17 protein-coding genes and 2 tRNA genes are annotated in these 22437 nt (G+C 46.5%); 6 read left to right on the top strand and 13 right to left on the bottom strand.

The window, feature by feature from the left end:
* The coding region (locus AC1YY3_RS08630) for a hypothetical protein (RefSeq protein ID WP_482194413.1) at nt 1-371 on the top strand (371 nt) is incomplete at its 5' end.
* Between the two features lie 30 nt (nt 372-401).
* Nucleotides 402-809 carry a DUF5681 domain-containing protein gene (locus AC1YY3_RS08625; protein ID WP_482194412.1) on the top strand — a complete coding sequence of 136 codons (408 nt, stop codon included), beginning with the start codon at nt 402-404 and terminating at the stop codon, nt 807-809.
* A gap of 207 nt (nt 810-1016) precedes the next feature.
* Here AC1YY3_RS08625 and AC1YY3_RS08620 read toward each other — a convergent pair.
* A tRNA-Lys gene (locus AC1YY3_RS08620) sits at nt 1017-1092 on the bottom strand.
* Nucleotides 1093-1433: 341 nt separating this feature from the next.
* Here AC1YY3_RS08620 and AC1YY3_RS08615 point away from each other — a divergent pair.
* Nucleotides 1434-1898: a tRNA (cytidine(34)-2'-O)-methyltransferase gene (locus AC1YY3_RS08615; RefSeq protein WP_481824428.1), complete on the top strand. Its 465-nt coding sequence runs from the start codon at nt 1434-1436 to the stop codon at nt 1896-1898.
* Between the two features lie 18 nt (nt 1899-1916).
* Here AC1YY3_RS08615 and pgaD read toward each other — a convergent pair whose 3' ends face one another.
* Genes pgaD through pgaA form a run of 4 tightly spaced genes read right to left on the bottom strand, consistent with a single transcriptional unit; the run spans nt 1917 to nt 7834 of the window.
* A complete protein-coding gene (gene pgaD / locus AC1YY3_RS08610; RefSeq protein WP_481824427.1) occupies nt 1917-2459 on the bottom strand; it encodes a poly-beta-1,6-N-acetyl-D-glucosamine biosynthesis protein PgaD in 543 nt (180 codons plus the stop codon).
* 28 nt (nt 2460-2487) lie between these two features.
* Nucleotides 2488-3798, bottom strand: a complete 1311-nt coding sequence (pgaC, locus tag AC1YY3_RS08605; protein WP_481824426.1) for a poly-beta-1,6-N-acetyl-D-glucosamine synthase — start codon at nt 3796-3798, stop codon at nt 2488-2490.
* Nucleotides 3795-5654: a poly-beta-1,6-N-acetyl-D-glucosamine N-deacetylase PgaB gene (pgaB, locus tag AC1YY3_RS08600; protein WP_482194411.1), complete on the bottom strand. Its 1860-nt coding sequence runs from the start codon at nt 5652-5654 to the stop codon at nt 3795-3797. The genes pgaC and pgaB overlap by 4 nt, the downstream gene beginning before the upstream one ends.
* 8 nt (nt 5655-5662) lie before the next feature.
* Nucleotides 5663-7834 (bottom strand): poly-beta-1,6 N-acetyl-D-glucosamine export porin PgaA, encoded by a 2172-nt coding sequence (gene pgaA / locus AC1YY3_RS08595; protein ID WP_481824434.1) that lies wholly within the window; start codon nt 7832-7834, stop codon nt 5663-5665.
* A 385-nt stretch (nt 7835-8219) separates the two neighbouring features.
* On the opposite strand from pgaA, the gene mepA reads away from it, so the two are divergent.
* Nucleotides 8220-9056: a penicillin-insensitive murein endopeptidase gene (gene mepA / locus AC1YY3_RS08590; protein WP_481824424.1), complete on the top strand. Its 837-nt coding sequence runs from the start codon at nt 8220-8222 to the stop codon at nt 9054-9056.
* A 66-nt stretch (nt 9057-9122) separates the two neighbouring features.
* Here mepA and pnp read toward each other — a convergent pair whose 3' ends face one another.
* The 8 genes from pnp to AC1YY3_RS08550 form a co-directional block, all read right to left on the bottom strand.
* A complete protein-coding gene (pnp, locus tag AC1YY3_RS08585) occupies nt 9123-11201 on the bottom strand; it encodes a polyribonucleotide nucleotidyltransferase (protein ID WP_481824423.1) in 2079 nt (692 codons plus the stop codon).
* Nucleotides 11202-11332: 131 nt separating this feature from the next.
* Complete coding sequence (gene rpsO / locus AC1YY3_RS08580) at nt 11333-11602, bottom strand: 30S ribosomal protein S15 (RefSeq protein WP_349027107.1); 270 nt, start codon at nt 11600-11602, stop codon at nt 11333-11335.
* A gap of 127 nt (nt 11603-11729) precedes the next feature.
* Entirely contained in the window at nt 11730-12632 is a 903-nt protein-coding gene (truB, locus tag AC1YY3_RS08575; protein ID WP_481824422.1) for a tRNA pseudouridine(55) synthase TruB, read from the bottom strand.
* Nucleotides 12629-13015 (bottom strand): 30S ribosome-binding factor RbfA, encoded by a 387-nt coding sequence (gene rbfA, locus AC1YY3_RS08570; protein ID WP_481824421.1) that lies wholly within the window; start codon nt 13013-13015, stop codon nt 12629-12631. Before rbfA ends, truB begins: the two co-directional genes overlap by 4 nt.
* A gap of 5 nt (nt 13016-13020) precedes the next feature.
* Entirely contained in the window at nt 13021-15624 is a 2604-nt protein-coding gene (gene infB, locus AC1YY3_RS08565) for a translation initiation factor IF-2 (protein WP_481824420.1), read from the bottom strand.
* 13 nt (nt 15625-15637) lie between these two features.
* Nucleotides 15638-17152: a transcription termination factor NusA gene (gene nusA, locus AC1YY3_RS08560; protein WP_481824419.1), complete on the bottom strand. Its 1515-nt coding sequence runs from the start codon at nt 17150-17152 to the stop codon at nt 15638-15640.
* Nucleotides 17142-17627, bottom strand: a complete 486-nt coding sequence (gene rimP / locus AC1YY3_RS08555) for a ribosome maturation factor RimP (protein WP_481824418.1) — start codon at nt 17625-17627, stop codon at nt 17142-17144. Before rimP ends, nusA begins: the two co-directional genes overlap by 11 nt.
* A gap of 123 nt (nt 17628-17750) precedes the next feature.
* Nucleotides 17751-17827: transfer RNA gene (locus tag AC1YY3_RS08550), tRNA-Met, on the bottom strand.
* Nucleotides 17828-18153: 326 nt separating this feature from the next.
* Here AC1YY3_RS08550 and AC1YY3_RS08545 point away from each other — a divergent pair.
* Nucleotides 18154-19908: an ABC transporter ATP-binding protein gene (locus tag AC1YY3_RS08545; protein ID WP_481824417.1), complete on the top strand. Its 1755-nt coding sequence runs from the start codon at nt 18154-18156 to the stop codon at nt 19906-19908.
* 370 nt (nt 19909-20278) lie between these two features.
* A complete protein-coding gene (locus tag AC1YY3_RS08540) occupies nt 20279-22429 on the top strand; it encodes an adenosylcobalamin-dependent ribonucleoside-diphosphate reductase (RefSeq protein ID WP_481824416.1) in 2151 nt (716 codons plus the stop codon).
* The last annotated feature ends 8 nt before the right edge of the window (nt 22430-22437 follow it).

The raw sequence follows: 22437 nt of genomic DNA, 5'->3' as shown, positions 1-22437 counted from the left end.
CGGTTAAGGATAGGGACGTAGACGACGCGATAATTAAGCTACGCATGAGCGACGAGTGCGCCCGCATGGAACGCAACTTGTTACAGCTCACGGCGGACAACGCCATCGAGGAAGGTAATTTGCCGTTGTTATACCAGGCTTACCTGGCCAGTTTGAAGACGCACAGTGACGCGGGGACCCTTATAACGGGCATAGATAGAATCGACATTGACTTATCGAATGTTGAAATCCCGGAACAAAAAGAGGCACTTGACGCGATACGGGCATGCTTGCAATACCCTGCTAAGGCGGAACTTATTGCGGGGCAGTCCACCACGGTGAGTATGACAGCACTAAGAAAATTGCAGCTTGGCAGACAGGCCGCCGCCTAAAATTGTTGATTAATCAGGAAAATAACAATTATGTCATTCGAGAAAGGTAAGAGCGGCAACCCCAGCGGGCGGCCGCGAGGTATAGGCATACAGGGGCAGTTCAGGGCACAGATAGTCGAAATCATGCCGTTACTTATCGAGCGGTTGAAGGACGCGGCACTGGGTGGCGACGTAATGGCCGCCAAGCTGCTTATAGACAAGGTGCTTATCAACGCAAGACCTGAGCCTGAGAAGCTCACCAAAGGCTTTAAACGTGGCGACTTGACACCCGCCGATACTGCAAAGCACATCCTTGAATCGACCATGAACGGCTTGATGACGGTAGAACAATGTCAGGCCGTTATGGGGGCCTTGGCGAATTATTGCAAAATAGTTGAGACCGACGAACTTACCCGCCGTATCGATGCGTTAGAACAAACCAACAATAATTCACAATGAGAAAGAATTAAATATGTCTGCTCCAATGCCGGGGTAATACCCGGCTTTTTTTTGCCTGAATTGTTGGCAAGTGTTGCGGGTGTTTTGTATCAGCTAACTATTGGCGGTTTGGCCGCGCCATTGAAGAAATGCGGTTACAAATTGGTTACATTTTAGAAAATATAAAACATAAAAAAGGCCTGTAAATCTGCAACCCATTGAATTAATTGGTGGGGTGTCGGGGGCTCGAACCCCGGACCTATGGATTAAGAGTCCACTGCTCTACCAACTGAGCTAACACCCCTGACGAAATTATCAGGGCGATAGTAAAGGATTTTCCACTTAAAACCAAGCTCAAAGTGAATAAGATAAACTTGGTTGTTATTGCTGTACTTGAAAAGAACGCCTAATGTATTTGAACTTACGATGTAATAGCAACAATATCGGCGTTTAACTCGAATATGCTTGGTAATGGCTAATAGGAAACAATTTAGTGGTGGTGAATATTTCCGGTATTTGGTAGTTCAGTCCTGTAAAGTTGAGACTAATTACCCGACACCTAAACGATTAATCCGGCTTTAATGCGAATTGGTTCAGAAGTTTTATTTTTCCTAGCCTTGTTAAGTCATACTCCTGGGAGTAAACATGTTCCATATTGCTCTCTTTGAGCCTCAAGTCCCGCCCAATACCGGCAACATTATTCGGCTAGTCGCCAACAATGGTTGCTGCTTGCATCTGATCGAGCCGATGGCTTTCGATTTAGAAGAAAAGAATCTCCGGCGGGCGGGTCTTGACTACCACGATCTTGCCCAGGTTTTTAAATATTCAAGCTATTTGGAATTCGCTTCGGCCATGCAGGGCAGGAGGCTTTTTGCGTGTACGACCAAAGGCGGTCAAGCCTACGATAAAATAATTTACCAGCCCGATGATGTGTTGCTTTTTGGCTCTGAAACGTCGGGTTTGCCCACTGAAATATTAAACGGCATAGCTCCTGATCGACGCTTAAGAATCCCGATGATGCCGAATAATAGGAGCATCAATCTATCAAATGCTGCCGCCATCATCAGCTACGAGGCTTGGCGTCAACAAGGGTTTTATGGTGGAAAATAATGGTCAGCGGTTCTTGCCTTATCGTTGGGCTTTTTTAGAAATAAAATCAACCGGATGCAGAGTGCTTGGTTGTAATAAGGTTCTGGATAGTCGTGGTAATTCCTCACAGATCGCCCGATTTTTAGGCTTTAACATTTCAATGTGTTGAATGAAGCCATTCGCGTCATCATGGCTGATTACCATACATTGCACTTGCCGCCAGCGGCGTACGTTTTGCACAGTGTGGGTAGCAGAGTTTGGTGCATTTTCTTGCTGCTTCTGTAACGCCTCGCGTCGATAGCGTTTGCCCACCCATTGCAATAATGACCAAGCGAAAAATGCCGCGATCATGATAACGACTGTTGAGGCATGGGCGGTTAAGGTTGCCAACAGTGCGAGGATTGAGTTAGATGCAGCGGAAGTTGCCTGCTCTGGGTGTGAACCTAAGAGCAGGGTGATCGCAGCAAACAGCGGCAACCAAAGATAAATCCAGAACCCCCAGCCCAGTCCGGTAAGCGTATTCCATAGAAAGCGTTTAAGTAGCGATTGTTGATTGTATCGATCAAGTATTAAAGTACGCATAAATATTCCTCGGTTGAAAGTAGCTTGATTATAAGTGGGTGGTAACACCGCGATCTGGACTTACCCAACGAGCCCGCATACCACGTTTGCGGAACAAGATTTTCGGTATGGCAACAATGATGGTCAGCATATTCACCAGCCAAAAGCCGAACGGATACCAGATTGTCCAGACGTAGTAGCGCATGAGTTGGTGGTCGTATTGGCAATCCAGAAGTAAGCTAATCAGCATTTGCAGTAGGCAGGTGGTGCCGATAATCACACCACTATATTCCGGCAGGAGTGAAGTCAGTGAATCAACTGAAGTTGCTGCGATGGCTGGTGTTGCTGAAGCTATATGATAAATAAAGGTGATTAAATCAAGGCAATAACTGGCTAACACCACCGTAACAGAACACGCCCAGAGTACGCTCAGGATATGCTCAAAAAACAGCGGCCAAACCGGATAAGTGCGCCAATCACAGAAGATGCCCTTGTACTTGCTGATGATTTGTAAACCACCCATTGCCCAGCGCAGCCGCTGATCCCAAAGCCCCCTCATCGTTTCCGGCATTAGAATCCATGCCAATGCCCGTGGCTCAAACCGGATATCCCAGCCGCGTAACTGAAGCTTCCAGGTAATATCCATATCTTCGGTCAGCATGTCCTGACTCCAGTAATCGACATCCCGAAGAGCACTACGACGGAAGGCGGTAATCACCCCGGATGCGGTGAAAAGTTGCCGATAAAATACCCGTTGGGCGCGTTTAATCAAACCCACCAGGGAGGAAAACTCACCGACTTGAAGTCTACCCAGCAATGTTGAACGGGTGCGGATACGCGGATTACCGGTTACGGCACCGACCTGTGGCCCTGTGAGAAAATGGTGTAGAAACCAGGGAATGGCATCATGATCGAGGAGCGCATCACCATCTATGCCGATAATATAATCGCTATCTGCCAGATAAGCGGCGGTGTTAAGCGCAATTGACTTACCCTGATTCTTGGCTTGGTGGATCACCCGTATCCGAGGATCGTTACGCATCATTTCGTCCAAGATAGCACCGGTGTTGTCGGTGCTGCCATCGTTGACTGCGATAATCTCATAGTTTAAATAATGCATACCCAGCAAATGACCAATCACTTCCCGTGCATGATCTTCTTCATTGAAGCAAGGGACGACGATGCTAACCTTGGGGCAAGAAGTTAATTGTGCTAATTTCGGTTGTCGAAACTCGTAACGTAGATAAAACCACAAAGCGCCGATTGTCCATAAATAAGCCATAAAGAGTGGATAGTAGTAGGTGAAGCCAAGCAATAATTGGACGACATGCAATGCGTTTAGACTTAATTCTTCAATCATGGCTTTATTCCTGGATTGGTGTGCAGCGATAAGATGGGTTGAATGACAGCAAATGCTGGATGCTCATGAGTAACTTGGTCAGGGTAATAACCGAAATTACGTGCGCCATTTTGCTGTAGTAACCGTAGTTGGGTAGCAAGATGTTCGCTGGAGTTGCGCTCCGATCCTGCCGTCGTGTGAATTAAAAAAGTGGTACTGTTAAGCGCACCAGGGATTTGCGCTACTTTGTCCGTGAGAGCTTCCAGCTTATTTTCTGTTTCATCAGAACTGTCCCCAACAAGTGGTATCGAAACCGTGACAAAATCATATTGCTTAAGAAGACTAGCAAAAGCTGGTGCTACAGCTATGTCGCCTTTGTCAATGAAGGCAGGGACAAGCCGTGCAGTAAACGCATAAGGCTGATGCACTTTGAAGGCAGCAATGAGTTCCTGGGTAGATGCGGTCAGATCATTGCCTGCTAAGGCGTTTGAATTGTTATCATCACCTAATAGCAAACCACTGATACGCGGTGCATTTTTTGCTGCGTCTTCGTAAATTTCCTTAATAACCTGACGACTAGTGGTACGTCCAGAAGGTAACTCAAAGCCATTTACAGGTAGCCAAGCATAAACATAGAAAGTTTCGGTCGGATTTGCCGCACGAGTGAGTAATTGCCAAGCAACACGATTAAACAGATCGGCTCGCACGGGTAAATGGCGATTAGGGAAAAATGCAGTATCCGCATTGCCATCATGATCCAGATCAGCTAAGGCACGTAGATATACCGTATTGATTCGTAGCTGATGAATGCGCTCCATTAGATCGCCGACATTTTTCTCTTGCTTCACCGGATTGGGATCATAAAGCCTATCGAGATCAATCGCGACTATGCGAGAAAGCGGTTGTTCAATACCATCATAGCTAGCAGGCTGAAGTAAATCCCGTTTGAGATCGCTAACCTTATCGTGGAAAACCAGCATATTGCGACGTACTCGCGTTAACGGTTGATCTGGCGTATTCGAGCCAGCTTCCAAGGTCATTACGATTGGCATCCCTTCTGCTTGAGCAGCTTGAACCACCAGCATGTTATAGGCACCGTAAGGCCAGATCATGGCGCGTGGTTTTTTGCCTGTTTCGTGAGCTATTAATTCAGAATTTTTGGCAAGATCGGCGCGTAGGCGAGCCACATACTCCGCATCGGTTTCATAATGTTTGGTTTGGGGATTATAAATTCGGGTAATTGCCGAAGAAGGCAAACTGCCTTGCGGATTACTTATTTCGCCTTTATGCAGGCTGTGCGAATGCGATGCCACCTCAACCAAACCTGAAGCTGCCATTTCCCGCACTTGCGGCCAGGTAACAAAATTGCTGCGCGGTATCCAGTGGTTGCCGTAAAAAACCTTACCTTCTTTCGATTCTTCCAGCCATTCGCCCACTAAACCGATAACCGCTGGGTAATTAAATAGCTTTAGCAGCGGGAAAACCCGTGTGTACATGCTGAGATAACCATCATCAAACGTCAGCAATACTGGCTTGGACGGCAACCTAGCACCACCGTTACGGGCGGCGAGAATGGCATCCAGACTGACCATGTGATAGCCGTTTTCCCGCAGCCACTCGAATTGTTCTATTAATGTAGAGGTCTCTAATGCCCAGCGTTCCGGCCAAGTTTGGAAACTATCCCGTAAATTGTCACGGGCATCGTGGTAACACAGCACCCTAAAACTTTGCCCATCATCGGCGTAAGGATCTTCTGGAAATGCGGTTTTAAGTGCGAAATCCAACGATAGTTTGGCAGGGCAGGGCAGACTAAACACGGAGAGTAGCGCTAACAATACGAAACAGGATGATCGAGGTGGTTTTATGATTAACATCATTAACTGCTTCATAAGTGCCAGGTCAGATTAAGAAATACTGATGTGGTTTCATTAGTTACCCCATCGTAAGGATGCCTTTCATACGCAACGCCATAGCTCACGGTACGAATCGGATCAAGATTCCATTCATGTTCGTAGCGCATAACGCTTGTCATCCCTGACGCGAATCCCTGTTGCCAGTATTCTCCTGCGCCCAACACAAGTCGATTTTTGAAGCTGCGTTGGTAGTCCCGCCATAATGTCCATTCATTGTTGATTTGGGCTTCAACGGAATAATCACGACGCGGGTTAAAATACACAGCGTTAGCGAAAGAATTATCAGACGAGAAAACGCCGACTGTAGTATCCAGTTTGTAAATTGGGTCACTCCACCAACGTTCCTGCCAATTCGCGCCAACTTCAACACGCCGATTACTATCGCTTAACCAGGAGTAACCCACGCTTGCATTCAGGCTGCGAGCTTCGTTATGGATATAATTTATGCCTAGCTTTATCGACTTCATAGAAATGCCAACGGCACTGGCTTGCAAAGGAATATTGTTACTGTTGGATTCAAACTCCAGATCAAGCCCCCAGTGGTCGTTCGGCAACCACGATGTATTCAGGCTGAAACCGTAATTATCCAGTTGAGTCTGATCCTGGTTGATTTCTCCGCTAATACGCCAGGCAGGTGAGCGGTAATCCGCGCCAATACCCGCACGACGACGAATTCCAGTGGCATCACCGAAATCCGCTTCTGCATTAAAGGTATGGGTAAACACCCGCCATTGCTGATTGAGCAGCGGAGAATGCAACATCGTATCAACCTGCCAATTCTGATTACCGCGATTACCGCCACCAGTCGGGCTTTTTCCCCAGCCTGAAATCACCGTGAGCAGCGGCTGGCGATAGGCATCAAATAATTTTTGAAGACGCTGAACTTCACGATTTTCTGGATAATACTGAGTTAATGTACTTAATTGATGTTCAGCGGTTGCGCCATCATTTAAGGTAATAGCGGCTTCTGCGATACCCGCAGCGGCGGAACTATTGCTCGTATCATCAACGAGAACACTGGCATATTGACGCAGGGCGGCACGGGGTTGTTCACGAAGCTGCAAAAGATCACCATACGCAAGCCGCGCACCTGTACTAAAAGGCGCAGTTTCTAGTGTCTTATCTAGCAAAGACTGTCCTTCCTCGTATTGGTCAGCATTAATCCGTGCATTCACCTGATTGATTCGTGCTTCTTCATAAACCTCATTGTCAATTTCAACGCCGCGCAAACCCTTGTTCAAAACGGGTGGAATATCAGCCACGAGTTGGTCGATAAGTTCACGAGCGGCATCAAAGTCATTCGCGTCGATATAAGCATTAAAAAGGTTTAGTTGCCATTCCCGATTGGGGTAGTCCCGATCATGTTTGCTCAAATTTAATGCCTGCAAGTACAGGTCACGCGCCAGTTTCGGTTGGCGCTGGTATAGATAGGCATCTGCCACCGCTACGAGTGCGTAAGCAGGAATGTCAATCTGCCGTTGCTTGAGGTTTTGATACAAGGCAATGGCTTCTTGCGTCCTCGCCCGATCCCGCAAGGCAACTATGCGGTCAAATTCGGTGTAACGACCCGATGGGCTATCGCTTTTGTGGTCTCGCGCATGGTAGTTTCGTACCGTATCATTTCGTAGTAGTGCCTTATCCGTGGTTTGAAATCTTTGCTGCCCAATTCCAGCCTTTTCTTCCACAGCCCCCCATTTGACACTTCTCCCTGCGCTAGCCTGGTGAAAATCCAGCAATTCAGCCTGAGAAAAAACGTCGGGATGTTGTTCGGCATATTTGACCGCCAAATGCGGCGCACCCATACGTAATGTCGCAAAGGCACGACCACGCAAAGCGACCCTATCGTTCGGAATTAGTTGCAAAATCTGATGATACGTCTCAGCCACATCGACAAAATTGTTTTTGCGCTGGTAAAGTTCAGCTCGCACACGAAGTAAGGGCAATGATTCCTTTCCATACGGCCAGTGCAGATGCTGATTCAATAACACCTCTGCCTGCTCAAATTGACCGTGTTCAGCTAGACCAAGCACACGTTCCGCGACTTGATGGTGTGTTATTGAACTCGCCTTATTCATTTTAACCTTGGCTTTATCTGTCGTTAACGACATAGCGTCAGTGGCAATAAATAGCGTACAGAGAATCATCAAATATCCCCTCATAAAGCCAAATGTAATGAGCTTGCCAAAGATTTTTTCTTAAGTTTTGAATACATAAGATATAGTCTTATCCGTTTGCGAGGTTATTGGTTTTTGTGTTGCTACCTGATACTGGTTTCTGCTTCTTCACCGAACCCCTCAGGTATGAATTCGGACATGCAGTTAAGCTGGTTTGAACGTATATCCCAAAATAACAGGGAAAGGTTCATTCTGGACTGTGCATAATTACCATTAAGCTGTCTTTATGGTAAAGTGTAAACATCAAAGCTAGTTGATTTATATGATTAGTTTCTATTAAACGAAGCCGGATATTATTTCCAATTAATTTCAATAGTACAATGACACTACTGTTGAAAAAACAACGGACATCCTTATGAAAGTAACAATTTTTTTAATTTTACTGTGTTTTTTTTCTACCATCGAAGCCCAAACTGATGCCCGTGCTTGGACAAAGGTCGAGAAACCAACGACAGCCAGAATCGCCCAAAGTATCGGTAAATACACATCGGGTTGCTTAAGAGGGGCGGCCACATTACCCCAGAATGGCAACGGCTACCAAGTGATGCGATTGTCCAGGACACGTTATTACGGTCATCCTGATCTCGTTCAGTTTATTCAAAAAATGGGGCAGACTGCACAAAATCAACATTTAGGAACCTTGCTTATTGGCGATATGGGGCAAGCACGAGGTGGGCCAACTCTGACGGGACATCGTAGTCATCAGACAGGTCTTGATGTCGATATCTGGTATCTGCTCGCCAAAGAAGCCGAAAAAAGGGAACTCAGTTTTAACGAGCGCGAGTCTTGGGGAGCGCCTTCGGTTTTGACTGTCAGTGCAAATGCTGTCAATCCTGTCCAATGGTCGTCAGCCAACGAACAAATTCTTGAGGCGGCTGCACGGTTGCCCGAAGTTGACCGCATTTTTGTTAACGCACGCATTAAACAAACACTGTGCGAACGTAAAACAGCCCACGACTGGCTACAAAAAATCCGTCCTTGGTTTGCCCATGCTGATCACTTTCACGTCAGGCTAAAATGTCCTGCCGGAGATATTCACTGTGAAAAACAAGAACCTGTTCCTGCGGGTGATGGCTGCGGTGCTGATCTTGCTTGGTGGTTTTCGGTTGAGGCTCAAATGCCATCCAAAAAGCTCCCCGCAAAAAAGATACTGCTACCCGCAGCTTGTGATGCGGTACTGAATGAGGAGTAAATAAGCAATAAAAAGGGGTCGTTAGACCCCTTTTTGCTGTAGCTTATTAGAATCGAGAAGATAAAACTATTCTTTATCGACTTCTTTCATGCTTAATCTAACACGACCTTGGCGGTCGATTTCCAGTACTTTAACCCGGACGACATCGCCTTCGGTGAGTTTGTCGCTGACTTTGTCCACATGGTCATCGGAGATTTGCGAGATATGTACGAGGCCGTCTTTGCCTGGCAGGATGGTGACAAACGCACCAAAATCCATCAGTCTTGCGACTTTGCCTTCGTAGATCTTACCTACTTCGACTTCTTCGGTAATTTCTTCAATCAAGCGGCGTGCTTCTTCACCAGCAGCCTTATCGACGGATGCAATCTTGACTACGCCATCGTCGGTGAGGTCAATGCTGACCCCGGTTTGCTCGGTGATGCCACGGATCGTCGCACCGCCTTTGCCGATGACTTCGCGGATTTTGGCTGGGTCGATCTTGAAGCTTATGATGCGTGGGGCAAAGTCAGACATCTGGTCGCGGGTTGCGGACAAGGCCTTGTTCATTTCGCCCAAGATATGCAGACGGCCTGTTTTGGCTTGGTTTAGCGCTGTTTTCATGATTTCAGCGGTGATGCCGTCAATTTTGATGTCCATTTGCAGGGCGGTAATGCCGTCTGCTGAACCAGCCACTTTGAAATCCATGTCGCCCAGGTGATCTTCATCGCCCATGATGTCAGATAGCACAGCAAATTTGTCGCCTTCTTTGATAAGTCCCATAGCAATACCAGCTACGGGGGTTTTAATAGGCACACCTGCGTCCATTAAGGCGAGACTGGTGCCGCACACGGAAGCCATCGAGCTTGAGCCATTGGATTCGGTAACTTCTGATACCACGCGTAGCACATAAGGGAATTCTTCCATATTGGGCAGAACAGCTAACACTCCCCGCTTGGCTAAACGACCATGCCCAATTTCGCGGCGTTTTGGTGATCCGACCATGCCGGTTTCACCTACGCTATACGGAGGGAAGTTGTAGTGCAGCATAAACGGGTCTTTATATTCGCCTTTTAAGGCATCAATAATTTGTGCATCACGTTGCGTACCCAAAGTTGCCACGACTAAGGCTTGGGTTTCACCGCGTGTAAACAGGGCGGAACCGTGGGTTCTAGGCAATACGCCAGTGCGGACGGAAATAGGTCTGATAGAATCCAGAGCGCGACCATCGATGCGTTTGCTGTCGTTCAGGATTGCGCCACGGACGATTTTATATTCCAGGTTTTCGATGATTACCCGAATGTCTTTTTCGCCATATTCGCCGGTAGCGGTCAGTTTTTCCACGACTGCTGACCTAATTTCTTTCAGCTTATCTTGTCTGATGAGTTTTTCAGCAATTTGGTAAGCTGCTTTGATGTCAGCTTCGACGTGGCTTGCGACTTGTTTTTCAAGTTCGGCATTGGCGACTGATGCTGACCATTCGACTTTTCCTGTACCTGCGGTCTTAGCAAATTCATTGATAGCGTTAATCGCGGTCTGCATTTGCTCGTGACCGAATAACACTGAACCTAACATGATTTCTTCTGATAAGCCTGCGGCTTCGGATTCAACCATGAGTACGGCTTGGGCTGTTCCTGCAACTACTAGGTTTAATTGAGATTCTTTTAAAATAGCAGGGGAGGGGTTAAGTAGATATTCACCATCTTTGTAACCCACACAGGCCGCACCAATCGGACCGTTAAACGGTAATCCAGAAACCGCCAAGGCGGCAGAAGCACCTAATAAAGCAACCACTTCGGTGTCTACTTCAGGATTAAGAGACATCACCGTAGCGACTATCTGGGTTTCGTTGGTGTAACCTTCAGGGAAAAGTGGACGTATAGGACGGTCTATCAAACGGGAAATGAGGGTTTCCTGTTCGCTAGGACGACCTTCGCGCTTGAAAAAACCACCGGGAATTTTACCCGCCGCATAAGCTTTTTCCATATAGTTGACGGTAAGCGGGAAAAAATCACCGCCACTTGGCTCTTTTTTACCAACGACTGTCACCAACAGCGTTGTGCCTTCAACATCAATAATGACAGCACCATCGGCTTGACGGGCTATTTCACCCGTTTCTATGGTAACGGTGCGGTCGCCGTATTGGAATTGTTTCCTGATTGGATTCACTACAAGATTCCTTATGTGTTTAAAGAATTAATTAAGGGCGTTCACTACAAAAAGTGAATCGGAAACGGCCTGTTTGCTGGATTTAACAAAAAGCGCAATCAAGCCGTTCCAGGCATGAACTCTACAACGATTTATTTACGTAAGCCGAGGCGTTCAATCAATGAGCGGTAACGCGTAATATCTTTATTTTTAAGGTAATCCAGCAGTTTGCGGCGTTGATTAACCATACGCAACAACCCCCGACGGGAATGGTTATCTTTTTTATGTGCGGCAAAGTGCGGTGTTAACTGTACGATGTGTGCGGTCAATAACGCGACTTGCACTTCAGGTGAGCCAGTATCTGTTTCTGATAAACGGTAGGCTTCGACAACGGCTTTCTTTTCTTCTGTGGAGAATGACATTAAGTAATCCCTATTAAGATTAATAAAAAATAAAGCACTTGCTTGAATGTTGATAAATAGCAAGAGCCAGTAACAAACAGTTCCACGATAGGGTGTAGAAATGTTTAGAGTGGTTCATTTATTGAACCTAATCGTTCATATTGAACAATTTTTTCGGTGCTAGTTTACCATCCAAACGCATTTCTCCCAACCCTAAAAACTCAGTTGCATGGTACATGCGTACCGGGCCCAATAAGTTTTCGGCAAGGATTAATGATTGTCCCTGTTTGGTGCTAGCGGCTTGCTGGTTATTAAGATGCACAGCAGGCAAGTTTTGTAAGGGCGTATCAACAGCAATGAGGGCTGCCAGCAATTGTTGTTCGTCCAGTTTTTGTAATTGCTCTAGCGACACGGCTTGTTCTATGTGGAACTGTCCTGCTTGTAATCGGCGTAATTCCTTAACAGTTGCACCACAACCTATTTCTTCACCTATATCTTCGGTAAGCGAGCGGATATAAGTGCCTTTTGAGCAGTAAACTTCAAGCTCCAAGGTATCCTTTTGGACAGCCAACAACTTCAATTCAAAGATCGTAATGTGCCTAGCTTTTCGCTCAACGGTTATTCCGTTTCTAGCCAATTCATACAGCTTTTTGCCATTTTGTTTTAATGCTGAATACATGGGTGGAATCTGGTCGATTTCACCGGTAAATTTTTCCAATATGGCTTTTATACCCTTAATGGTAAATTCGGGGACAGTCCGCGTTGCAATAACACTGCCTTCCAAGTCCCCAGTATCAGTCTTAATGCCAAGCTGGACAGTAACCTGATAGCGCTTATTGTCATCCAGCATCATCCCAGATACTTTGGTGGCCTCACCAAAACATAGCGGTAATAAACCCGTAGCTAAAGGATCTAAGCTGCCTGTATGTCCTGCTTTATTGGCATTGAACAAGCGTTTTACTTCCTGTAATGCCCGGTTTGACGAGACTCCCAAGCGTTTATCCAGTAGCAATATTCCGTGGACATTGCGTTTGGGATGGCTTTGAATCATTGGCTTTCGTTCTCACCTTTTTCCGTCGGAACGGTTTTGTTCACTTCGCTTAGTAGCTCTGCAACCCGCATGCCGGTATCAAATGAATCATCATAGAGAAACTTTAGTTCGGATATGTGCCGTAATTGCATTTTCTTAGCCAGGAGATGCCGAATCATAGGTGCTAACTCATTTAGCCATTTAATATGATTTTTCTTGTTTAGATCATCAGAGTTAAGCACGGTAAAATAGATTTTGGCAGACGCTAAATCTTTACTCAGCACAACTTCGTTGATGGTGATAAAACCGAATCTGGAATCATCAATGTCGCGTTGCAGAATTAACGCAAGTTCTTTCTGCATTTGTGACGACACACGGGCGCTACGACCAAATTCTTTAGGCATCAGCTTTATAAAACACGTTTGATTTCAGTGCGTTCAAATACTTCGATTTGATCGCCCGGTTTGACATCGTTGTAATTTTTTACGCCGATACCACATTCCATACCCATTTTGACTTCGGCGGCATCGTCTTTAAAGCGGCGTAAAGACTCTAGTTGCCCTTCGTAGATCACCACATTGTTCCGCAATACACGGATTGGCAGGTTACGTTTGACAAAGCCGTCAACGACCATACAGCCAGCAATGGCACCAAATTTTGGCGATTTGAACACATCACGCACTTCGGCAAGACCAACAATTGTTTCCTTAATTTCAGGTGCTAACATGCCGCTGATTGATTTCTTGACTTCATCAATAGCATCGTAAATGACACTGTAATAATGCAGGTCAACGCCTTTTTCTTCGATAATTCTTCTGGATGTCGCATCTGCTCTTACGTTGAAGCCCATCAAAATTGCCCCAGAGGCCAGGGCAAGGTTAACGTCACCCTCATTGATGCCGCCAACGCCGCCAAAGATAACTTTGACTTCCACTTCCTCGTTCGACAAATCAATTAAGGAGCCACGTAAGGCTTCCAAACTGCCTTGAACATCGGTTTTGAGAACCAAATTGACGCTGGCAATTTCACCGGTAGCCATTCGTGAGAACACTTCATCCAGTTTTGAAGCACTTTGGGCAGCATGTTTAGTCGAGCGTTTGCGGTCTTCACGGTGTTTTGCCAAGTCTTTGGCAACGCGCTCGTTTTGAACCACCAGGAATTCATCACCCGCAAAGGGTGTTCCAGACAAACCAAGAATTTCGACTGGAACGCAAGGCCCAGCTTCTTTAATGGGTTTCCCGTTTTCATTGAACATGGCGCGAACCCGTCCGAACTCATGTCCACATAAGACCATCTGACCGTTCTCCAATGTACCTTTCTGGATCAATACCGTAGCCACCGCACCACGACCTTTATCCAGCCTGGATTCGATGACGATACCGGACGCTGCGCCTTCGATTGGCGCTTTTAATTCCAGGATTTCAGTTTGGACAATCAACGCTTCGATAAGCTCATCAATGCCTTCTCCCGTTTTGGCGGAGATTTTGAGGAATTGGACATCGCCGCCCCATTCTTCGGGAACAACGTTGATATTAGACAATTCTTGCATGACTTTATCAGGGTTGGCATCGGCTTTATCGATTTTGTTCATGGCGACGATAATCGGCACATTTGCCGCTCTGGCGTGTTCTACCGCTTCTTTGGTCTGCGGCATTACGCCATCATCTGCTGCCACCACGACGATAACTACGTCAGTGACATCAGCACCACGGGCACGCATTGCCGTAAATGCGGCATGGCCTGGGGTATCGAGGAAAGTGACCGAGCCGTGGTCGGTTTTTACCTGATAAGCACCGATATGCTGGGTAATACCGCCCGCTTCACCCGCAGCAACACGGGTTTTGCGGATGTAATCCAGCAACGAGGTTTTACCGTGATCGACATGACCCATGATGGTAACAATCGGCGCTCTCGGTACAGGAATACGGTTATCTTCTTGTTGCGCTTCGACGAGCATATCTTGTTCAAAATCATCATCGTTCTGCATGATGGCTTTGTGACCCAGTTCTTCCACCAGAATGGCGGCGGTGTCTTGGTCGATGCTTTGATTTATAGTTGCCATGATGCCTAGCTTCATCAAATGCTTGATGACTAACGCCGCTTTTAAGCTCATTTTTTGGGCGAGATCAGAAACAATAATCGTTTCCGGTATCGTCACTTCCTTTACCATCGGGGCAACTGGCATTTCGAATTGATGTTTGCCGTCAGATTGGTTAGATCCGCGTGTCGGTGTCTTGGGTTTCTTTTTGCCCTTTCTAGCATAATTGACTGATCGACCATCGTCGTCAGTCTTTTTTCTGTGCAGCGTTTCTTTTTTGCCTTCTGCTTGTTGCTTTACTCTCTCGGAATTTCTTTTAATGGATTCTTCCAGACGACGTTCTTTTTCGTCCATCTTCTTTTTGGGAGCTTCTACTTCCTTGGTTTTTAGTGACTTTTCTTGCTTATCCGATTTTGCTTTCGTATCATCTGGTTTTGCATCCACGGCCGATTCGACCACTGTGTTTGCAGTCGTATGTTCTGGTATTTGTGATGATGGCTCGATAGCCGTTAGCTCAGGTGTTGGTGAAGCTGATGCTTTTGGCTCGTGTTCGGCTGATTTCGTAGCATCTTTGGCAATTGCTTGTGGTTCGGGTTGTGCGATTATTTCAGGAGTAGGTGCTTGTTCAATCTGTTCAGGTTGAGCCGTTTCTTGCTCTTCCTTATGTTTGATATTGACATAGTTTTTCGATTTACGGAATTCGACATTGATGGTTTTGGTGGTGCTTCCGGGTAAAGCTGGCTGTTTTATCTCAATGTGCTTTGTTCGCACTAGCGTGACGCGTTGTTTTTCGGGTTCTCCAGCGGGTTTTCCGTGTCGGCTACGCAAGTGGGTCAGTAATTTGGTCTGGTCATCATCACTAATCACCTCATCAGCCGTGCTGACAGACAGCCCTGCTTCCTTAAGCTGCTCTAATAATCGCTCGAGAGGGATTTTTACTACCTCGGCTAATTCACGTACTGTTTTATCGCTCATATACTACTCCTTCCTATTCACCTGAGGCTTCAGCAAACCACGGCTCGCGGGCTTTCATGATTAATTGTGCAGCCCGTTCTTCAGTTATGCCTTTAATACCCAGCAAATCGTCAACCGACTGTTCCGCTAAATCTTCCATGGTGATAATGCCTAAGCCTGCCATTTCATAAGCTAATTCTTTGTCCATGCCTTCCATTTCGAGCAAGTCATCAGCAGGTTCGGCCGATTCAATTTTTTCTTCCGCCGCAAGAGCTCTGATGAGTAGGGCATCTTTAGCTCGACTACGCAGCTCATTGACCAAGGCTTCGTCAAAGCCTTCGATTTCAAGCATTTCGCTGGCGGGAACATACGCAATTTCTTCGACGGTATTGAAGCCTTCTTCTACTAGAATAAGGGCAATATCTTCATCGACATCCAGTTGGTCAACAAATAGCTGCTTGATTTTAGCACCCTCGGCTTCGCTTTTTTCTTCTGCTTTGGTGGCATCAAGTACATTTAATTCCCATCCCGTTAGCTGGGTAGCCAAGCGCACGTTCTGGCCGCCTCGGCCTATAGCTTGAGACAGGTTTTCAGAGCTGACCGCCAAGTCCATGCTGTGTTTGTCCTCATCCACCACGATGGACTGGATTTCCGCAGGTGCCATAGCGTTGATAACAAACTGCGCCTCACTGGGATTCCAGAGGATAATATCGACACGTTCGCCCGCCAGTTCATTGGTGACTGATTGGACTCTTGAGCCACGCATACCAACGCAAGCACCGACAGGATCAAGCCTGGGGTCGTTGCCTTTGACGGCTATTTTCGCCCGTGAGCCGGGGTCGCGTGCAGCACCCATAATCGAGATCATGCCTTCATTGACTTCAGGCACTTCCAAGCGGAACAAGGCAATCAACAGCTCTGGTGCGGTACGGCTTATAAATAGTTGGGGTCCACGCGCTTCTGAACGGACATCTTTCAAATAACCACGAATCCGGTCACCAATGCGGACAGCTTCCCTGGGAATCATGTCCTCTTTGGCGATAAAGGCTTCTACATGACCGCCTAAGTCTAAATAAATATTGCCTTTTTCAATGCGTTTGACGATGCCTGTGATGAGTTCACCAACTCGGCTTTGGTAAGCTTCAACTATTTTTTGGCGTTCGGCTTCTCGTACTTTGTGGATAATGACTTGTTTGGCGGTTTGCGCGGCAATGCGGCCAAAGTCAACGGAGTCAATTTCTTCCTGGACTATATCGCCGACCTGAGCATCTTTGTCGTCTAAACGGGCGACTTCCAATAATATTTGCGAGACAGGGAATTCTACATCACCATCAATATCTGGGTTGGCATCCACCACATCCCACTGCCGATAGGTGGTGTAATCGCCAGTTTTTCTGTCGATGACGACACGAACCTTGATTTGATTGGTATGGCGTTTTATCGTTGCCGCTTCTAAGGCGGACTCAATAGCTTCAAAGACAATTTCCTTATCAATCTCTTTTTCATTAGAAAATACCTCGGCTACTAATAAGATCTCTTTATTTGCCATGTTGTCCTCCTTTTTTGTGTAAATAGTCAGGCACCAAACGCGCTTTGCTCATTGCGTCGAATGGCACCTCAAAAATCTGCTCTGCTTCACGCAGTGTGATAATGTCGTCTACAACTTTTTCAATTACGCCGGTAATTTTTTTCCGTCCGGCGATAGTTTGGTATACATTCACCAAGACCGTGCTACCAATAAATTGTTCAAACTGGTGTACATGGAAGAAGGGTCTTTCTGTGCCTGGCGAAGAAACTTCCAATTGGTAGTTGTCTGAAATAGGATCTTCAACATCGAGTACGCCGCTGATTTGGTGGCTGACTTTAGAGCAATCATCCACCAAAATACCATTAGGGCTGTCGATGTAAATCCTGAGCAAGCCATGTTTGGGGTGCGGATTATAGTCGATGCCGACGCATTCATATCCTAAACCTTCAACAATTGGTTCGATTAAATTCACCAAATGCACAGGAGCTTGCTTCATTGTTTCCTCATCAAATCTTCGCACATAAAAAAAGAGCCAGCGGCTCTTCCATTAAAACCATAGTAAGCTTTTAAGTCCAAAGCCCCTAAAATAAAAAACCCCAAACTGGGGCTTCCTTGTAACTGGTAGCGGGGGCAGGATTTGAACCTACGACCTTCGGGTTATGAGCCCGACGAGCTACCAAGCTGCTCCACCCCGCGATTAAGACCGCCAATTATAATGCTTCTGGAAAAATTAGCAATGGTTTTATTAATCAAAAGCTAAAGGAAGAGGGTTTTAAGTTGATGACCTAAATTAGGATTAAGTAATTTGTACTGCCTGACAACATAGCAGACTTAATAATACTTAAGTTATGATGCGATTAAATGACAGTTAAAAATCACCAGCTACCAGCTAAAAAAACCAGCGACAATTGATTTTAATGCGGGTCACTGTATCTTAGTAGATAGGATTTGGCAGAGTAGCTGTTCCAAAAACAGCTAGCAGAATAAATTCTATTTAAGCATAACGACACAAATACATAGCAATGGGCATCATATTCAGGGAATACGGACGGGTCGTCTGGCAGAAGAAGTGGTATTTTATCCTGGCGTTACTGTCGCTTGCGGGTGCGACTGGGCTAGATTTGCTTGCACCGACGTATTACAAAAACATCGCTAATGGACTTGCCGCACCTTATTCTGAAGCGGTCTTAGCATCGTTAAATGACAATTTAAAGCAACTCGGTCTCGTCTTTGCTGGTATTTGGGTTTCGTGGCGTTTACTTGAGCTGGCGATTGTGCCTTTGGATGGCGGCGGCGTTAATCTCCTGGAAAAACGCTGCTTTGATGTGTTGAAAAAGCAGAAAACCACTTTTTTTGAGAATAATTTTTCGGGCAGTCTAATCAAGCAGGCCAATCGTTTTTCGCGGTCTTTTGAAATCATTATGGACTGGTTTTTATTCCAGTTTTATATGAATCTGCTGGCGGTTTCCATTTCATTCAGTATTTTCTACCAGCATCAACGCCAGTTTGCATTGTACTTTCTCGCTTGGGTTGCCTTACTCATTGCCTGGAATATTGGTTTTTCAATGTGGAAAATGCGCTTTGATAAGGCCGTCGCAGAAGGTGACAGTAAAGTCGGCGGCGTTGTCTCGGATGCCATCAGCAATATTTTCATTGTGAAAACCTTTGCGTTGGAAGATAACGAACAAAACCGGGTAAATAGTGCGTCAAACGAGGTTTATCGCCGGAAAAAAATCGCTTGGCTGATGACCTTCATTTCCTTTGCCGTGCAAGGGGTGATGACGTTCGGGATGGAGTTGCTGCTGATCTATTTGATGATAGAGAAATGGAAAGCAGGGCATTTTGAGGTAGGTGAGTTTGTCTTATTCCAATCCATCATGATTATGCTGATCCAGCGCTTATGGGAATTTGGCCGCAATTTCAGGAATTTTTTTACTGCACTTGCCGATGCCTCTGAAATGGCGGAGATATTTCGCCAGGACGACCTGGAACGGGATGCTCCCAATGCCAAATCCATCCAAATAACGCAAGGAGCAATCCGATTGCACCATCTTGGTTTTACTTACAATGAAACCAATCCGCAGCAAACGCGGTTGTTTGAGAATTTTAATCTGGATATTAAAGCTGGCGAAAAAATTGCCCTGGTCGGGCAATCCGGCTCAGGTAAATCGACCTTAACCAAGCTGTTGTTCCGGTTTCTCGATCCTCAACAAGGTTACGTTACTTATGATGGAGCTGATGCCAAGTCTTTTACCTTAGAATCGTTAAGACGGCAAATTTCCATGGTTCCCCAGCAGCCCGATTTATTCCATCGTTCCGTGCGGGACAATATCGCGCTGGGCGAAGACATTTCTGATGCCGAGTTAATTGAAGTGGCAAAAAAATCATGCAGCCTGGATTTTATCAATGACTTACCGGAACAATTCGACACCATGGTGGGTGAGCGTGGAGTCAAGCTGTCTGGCGGCGAAAAGCAGCGCATTGCCATTGCTAGGGCATTCCTTGAAGACGCGCCCATCGTGGTGCTGGACGAAGCGACCAGCGCGTTAGATTCACTCACCGAACAGCAAATCCAGGTCGCCATTTTCAATCTCATCAAGGACAAGACCGCCATCGTAATTGCACACCGTCTCTCAACTATCTTGAAAATGGATCGTATCGTCGTGCTGGAATACGGCAAAATCATTGAAGAAGGCACGCATCAACAATTGCTGGATAAACAAGGGAAATACTTCGCTATGTGGCAGCACCAAAGCGGGGGGTTTTTGCTTGATTGATTTTGATCGAGACCTGCATCCGATTAAAAATAACCGTCGCGTTAGCGACACATTATTCAAATATCTACGCAACAGCTATCACAAAAATCCAGTAACTAACTGAACAAAAACCATAATTTCAACCCTCCACAATAATCTTTCCTAAAAAACAAATAATTCCCCACAAACACAATATATTGTGCTAATATTTCATAAAACCACAATATGTCGTAACAAACTAAGTTAGCCCTATTACGTTATCGCTTGTTTTACCAAGAATTTTACGTAAACAGCAAAGCTCAGGCGATATCAAAAGCATCGTCAAATCATTAGATGTACAAAACATAAGTGTCCTAACACCTTATAACGCTCACAACCGGGGAGATCATCCATGCCAGCACAACTCCATGTCATCGCCAATAATGTCACTGAAATTCCGTTTCAGGATGCTTCAATGGACATTTGGGACACCAAATACCGCCTGAAATCCAAGGACGGCGTTGCACTCGATGCAAACATTGATGAAACCTATCAACGTGTTGCCAAAGCCCTATCCGACGTGGAAAAAGGTAAAGCGCAGCAGGAACTGTGTTACAAGGATTTTTTATGGGCATTACGCCAGGGTGTTATTCCCGCAGGGCGCATTATCTCGAATGCTGGCGCACTGGAACATAAACCCGCCACTTCCACTATCAACTGTACGGTGTCCGGCACGATTGTCGATTCGATGGACGACATCTTGGGCAAAGTGCATGAGGCCGGCTTGACGCTGAAAGCGGGCTGCGGTATCGGCTACGAATTTTCCACCTTACGCCCTAAAGACGCTTATGTATCTGGGGCAGGGGCTTACACATCCGGTCCCTTATCGTTCATGGACATCTACGACAAGATGTGTTTTACCGTCTCATCTGCTGGCGGCAGGCGCGGCGCGCAAATGGCGACATTCGATATTGGGCATCCTGATGTAGTCGAATTTATCCGCGCTAAACGCGAAAATGGCCGCTTGCGCCAGTTCAACCTGTCCTTGCTCATCACCACCGAATTTATGGATGCGGTCAAGAACAACCAATCGTGGTCGTTTTCGTTTCCCGTCACCGAAAAAGAAGCCAAAGTTGACCAGCTTAATCTCACCAATAACGAACAAATTGTCTGGCGCGAATTTCCGGTGCATACAGGTTATGTGGTCAATGCAGACGGCCTGGTCGCCTGTAAAATATCAAAAACTATGCCTGCTCGTCGCTTGTGGGACATCATCATGAGTTCCACCTACGACTACGCCGAACCGGGCTTTATCCTGATCGACAAGGTCAACGAGATGAACAACAATTGGTTTTGCGAAACCATCCGCGCCACCAACCCGTGCGGCGAACAACCTTTACCGCCGTATGGTAGCTGTTTGTTAGGTTCAGTCAACCTCACCCGTTTCATCAAAAAACCATTCACGGCAGATGCCCAGTTTGATTGGGAAACCTACCGCAAAACCATCCGCATCTTTACCCGCATGTTGGACAATGTCGTCGAAATCAATGGCTTGCCGCTGCAAAAACAACGCGATGAAATTACCAGCAAACGCCGCCACGGCATGGGTTATCTGGGCTTAGGTTCAACCGTGACCATGCTGGGTATGAAATACGGCGATGATGCCTCCGTAAAATTTACTGAAGAAGTCACCAAAGTCATGGCAGTCGAAGGCTGGAAAGCCGCCTTGTCGCTCGCCAAAGAAAAAGGCGCTGCGCCGATCATGGAACAACTGTTCACCGTGACGGGTGAAATGTTGCGTAAACGTCCAGGAATGGCGGCAGATGGTTATAAGGTCGGCGACCAGGTGGCAGGAAAAATCCTCCACGCCAAATACAGCCGCTACATGCAGCAAGTGGCGAAAATCGAGCCGGAACTGGTTGCCGAACTGATGGAAACCGGTGCGCGCTTCACCCACCACAGTTCCATTGCGCCCACGGGCACGATTTCCCTGTCGCTCGCCAACAACGCCAGCAACGGCATCGAACCCAGCTTTGCCCACCATTATTCGCGCAACGTCATCCGTGCGGGAAAAAAATCCAAAGAAAAAATCGATGTTTTCTCCTTTGAATTACTGGCTTACCGCGAACTGGTCAACCACAACGCCATGCCTTACAGCGACAAACCGGAACAGCAACTGCCGGACTGCTTTATTTCCGCCGAAGATGTTACACCTAAGCAGCATGTGGACATCCAGGCTGCCGCGCAGATTTGGATCGATTCCTCCATCTCCAAAACTGCCAACGTGCCGACTGATTACCCGTATGAAGATTTCAAATCCATCTACGAATACGCCTACGACAAAGGTTTAAAAGGCTGCACCACCTTCCGCTTCAACCCCGAAGTGTTCCAGGGCGTACTGGTTAAGGATAAGGATTTAGAAAACACCACCTACCAGTTCACTCTGGAAGATGGCAGCATCGTCGAGTTTAAGGGCAATGAAGAGATTGAATACGATGGGGAAATCCATAGTGCGGCGAATCTTTTTGATGCGCTGAAAGAGGGTTATTACGGGAAGTTTTGAGTTGTTGT

The organism is Methyloglobulus sp., assembly GCF_964779595.1.
Note: the sequence above shows the minus strand (reverse complement) of the source record. Positions and strands in the feature narration are given on the sequence as shown.

Bases quoted from the DNA above. Each gene is read 5' to 3' on its own strand.
- AC1YY3_RS08625 (WP_482194412.1), top strand. From the start codon at position 402: ATGTCATTCGAGAAAGGTAAGAGCGGCAACCCCAGCGGGCGGCCGCGA.
- AC1YY3_RS08615 (WP_481824428.1), top strand. From the start codon at position 1,434: ATGTTCCATATTGCTCTCTTTGAGCCTCAAGTCCCGCCCAATACCGGC.
- pgaD (WP_481824427.1), bottom strand. From the start codon at position 2,459: ATGCGTACTTTAATACTTGATCGATACAATCAACAATCGCTACTTAAA.
- pgaC (WP_481824426.1), bottom strand. From the start codon at position 3,798: ATGATTGAAGAATTAAGTCTAAACGCATTGCATGTCGTCCAATTATTG.
- pgaB (WP_482194411.1), bottom strand. From the start codon at position 5,654: ATGATGTTAATCATAAAACCACCTCGATCATCCTGTTTCGTATTGTTA.
- pgaA (WP_481824434.1), bottom strand. From the start codon at position 7,834: ATGATTCTCTGTACGCTATTTATTGCCACTGACGCTATGTCGTTAACG.
- mepA (WP_481824424.1), top strand. From the start codon at position 8,220: ATGAAAGTAACAATTTTTTTAATTTTACTGTGTTTTTTTTCTACCATC.
- rpsO (WP_349027107.1), bottom strand. From the start codon at position 11,602: ATGTCATTCTCCACAGAAGAAAAGAAAGCCGTTGTCGAAGCCTACCGT.
- truB (WP_481824422.1), bottom strand. From the start codon at position 12,632: ATGATTCAAAGCCATCCCAAACGCAATGTCCACGGAATATTGCTACTG.
- rbfA (WP_481824421.1), bottom strand. From the start codon at position 13,015: ATGCCTAAAGAATTTGGTCGTAGCGCCCGTGTGTCGTCACAAATGCAG.
- infB (WP_481824420.1), bottom strand. From the start codon at position 15,624: ATGAGCGATAAAACAGTACGTGAATTAGCCGAGGTAGTAAAAATCCCT.
- nusA (WP_481824419.1), bottom strand. From the start codon at position 17,152: ATGGCAAATAAAGAGATCTTATTAGTAGCCGAGGTATTTTCTAATGAA.
- rimP (WP_481824418.1), bottom strand. From the start codon at position 17,627: ATGAAGCAAGCTCCTGTGCATTTGGTGAATTTAATCGAACCAATTGTT.
- AC1YY3_RS08545 (WP_481824417.1), top strand. From the start codon at position 18,154: ATGGGCATCATATTCAGGGAATACGGACGGGTCGTCTGGCAGAAGAAG.
- AC1YY3_RS08540 (WP_481824416.1), top strand. From the start codon at position 20,279: ATGCCAGCACAACTCCATGTCATCGCCAATAATGTCACTGAAATTCCG.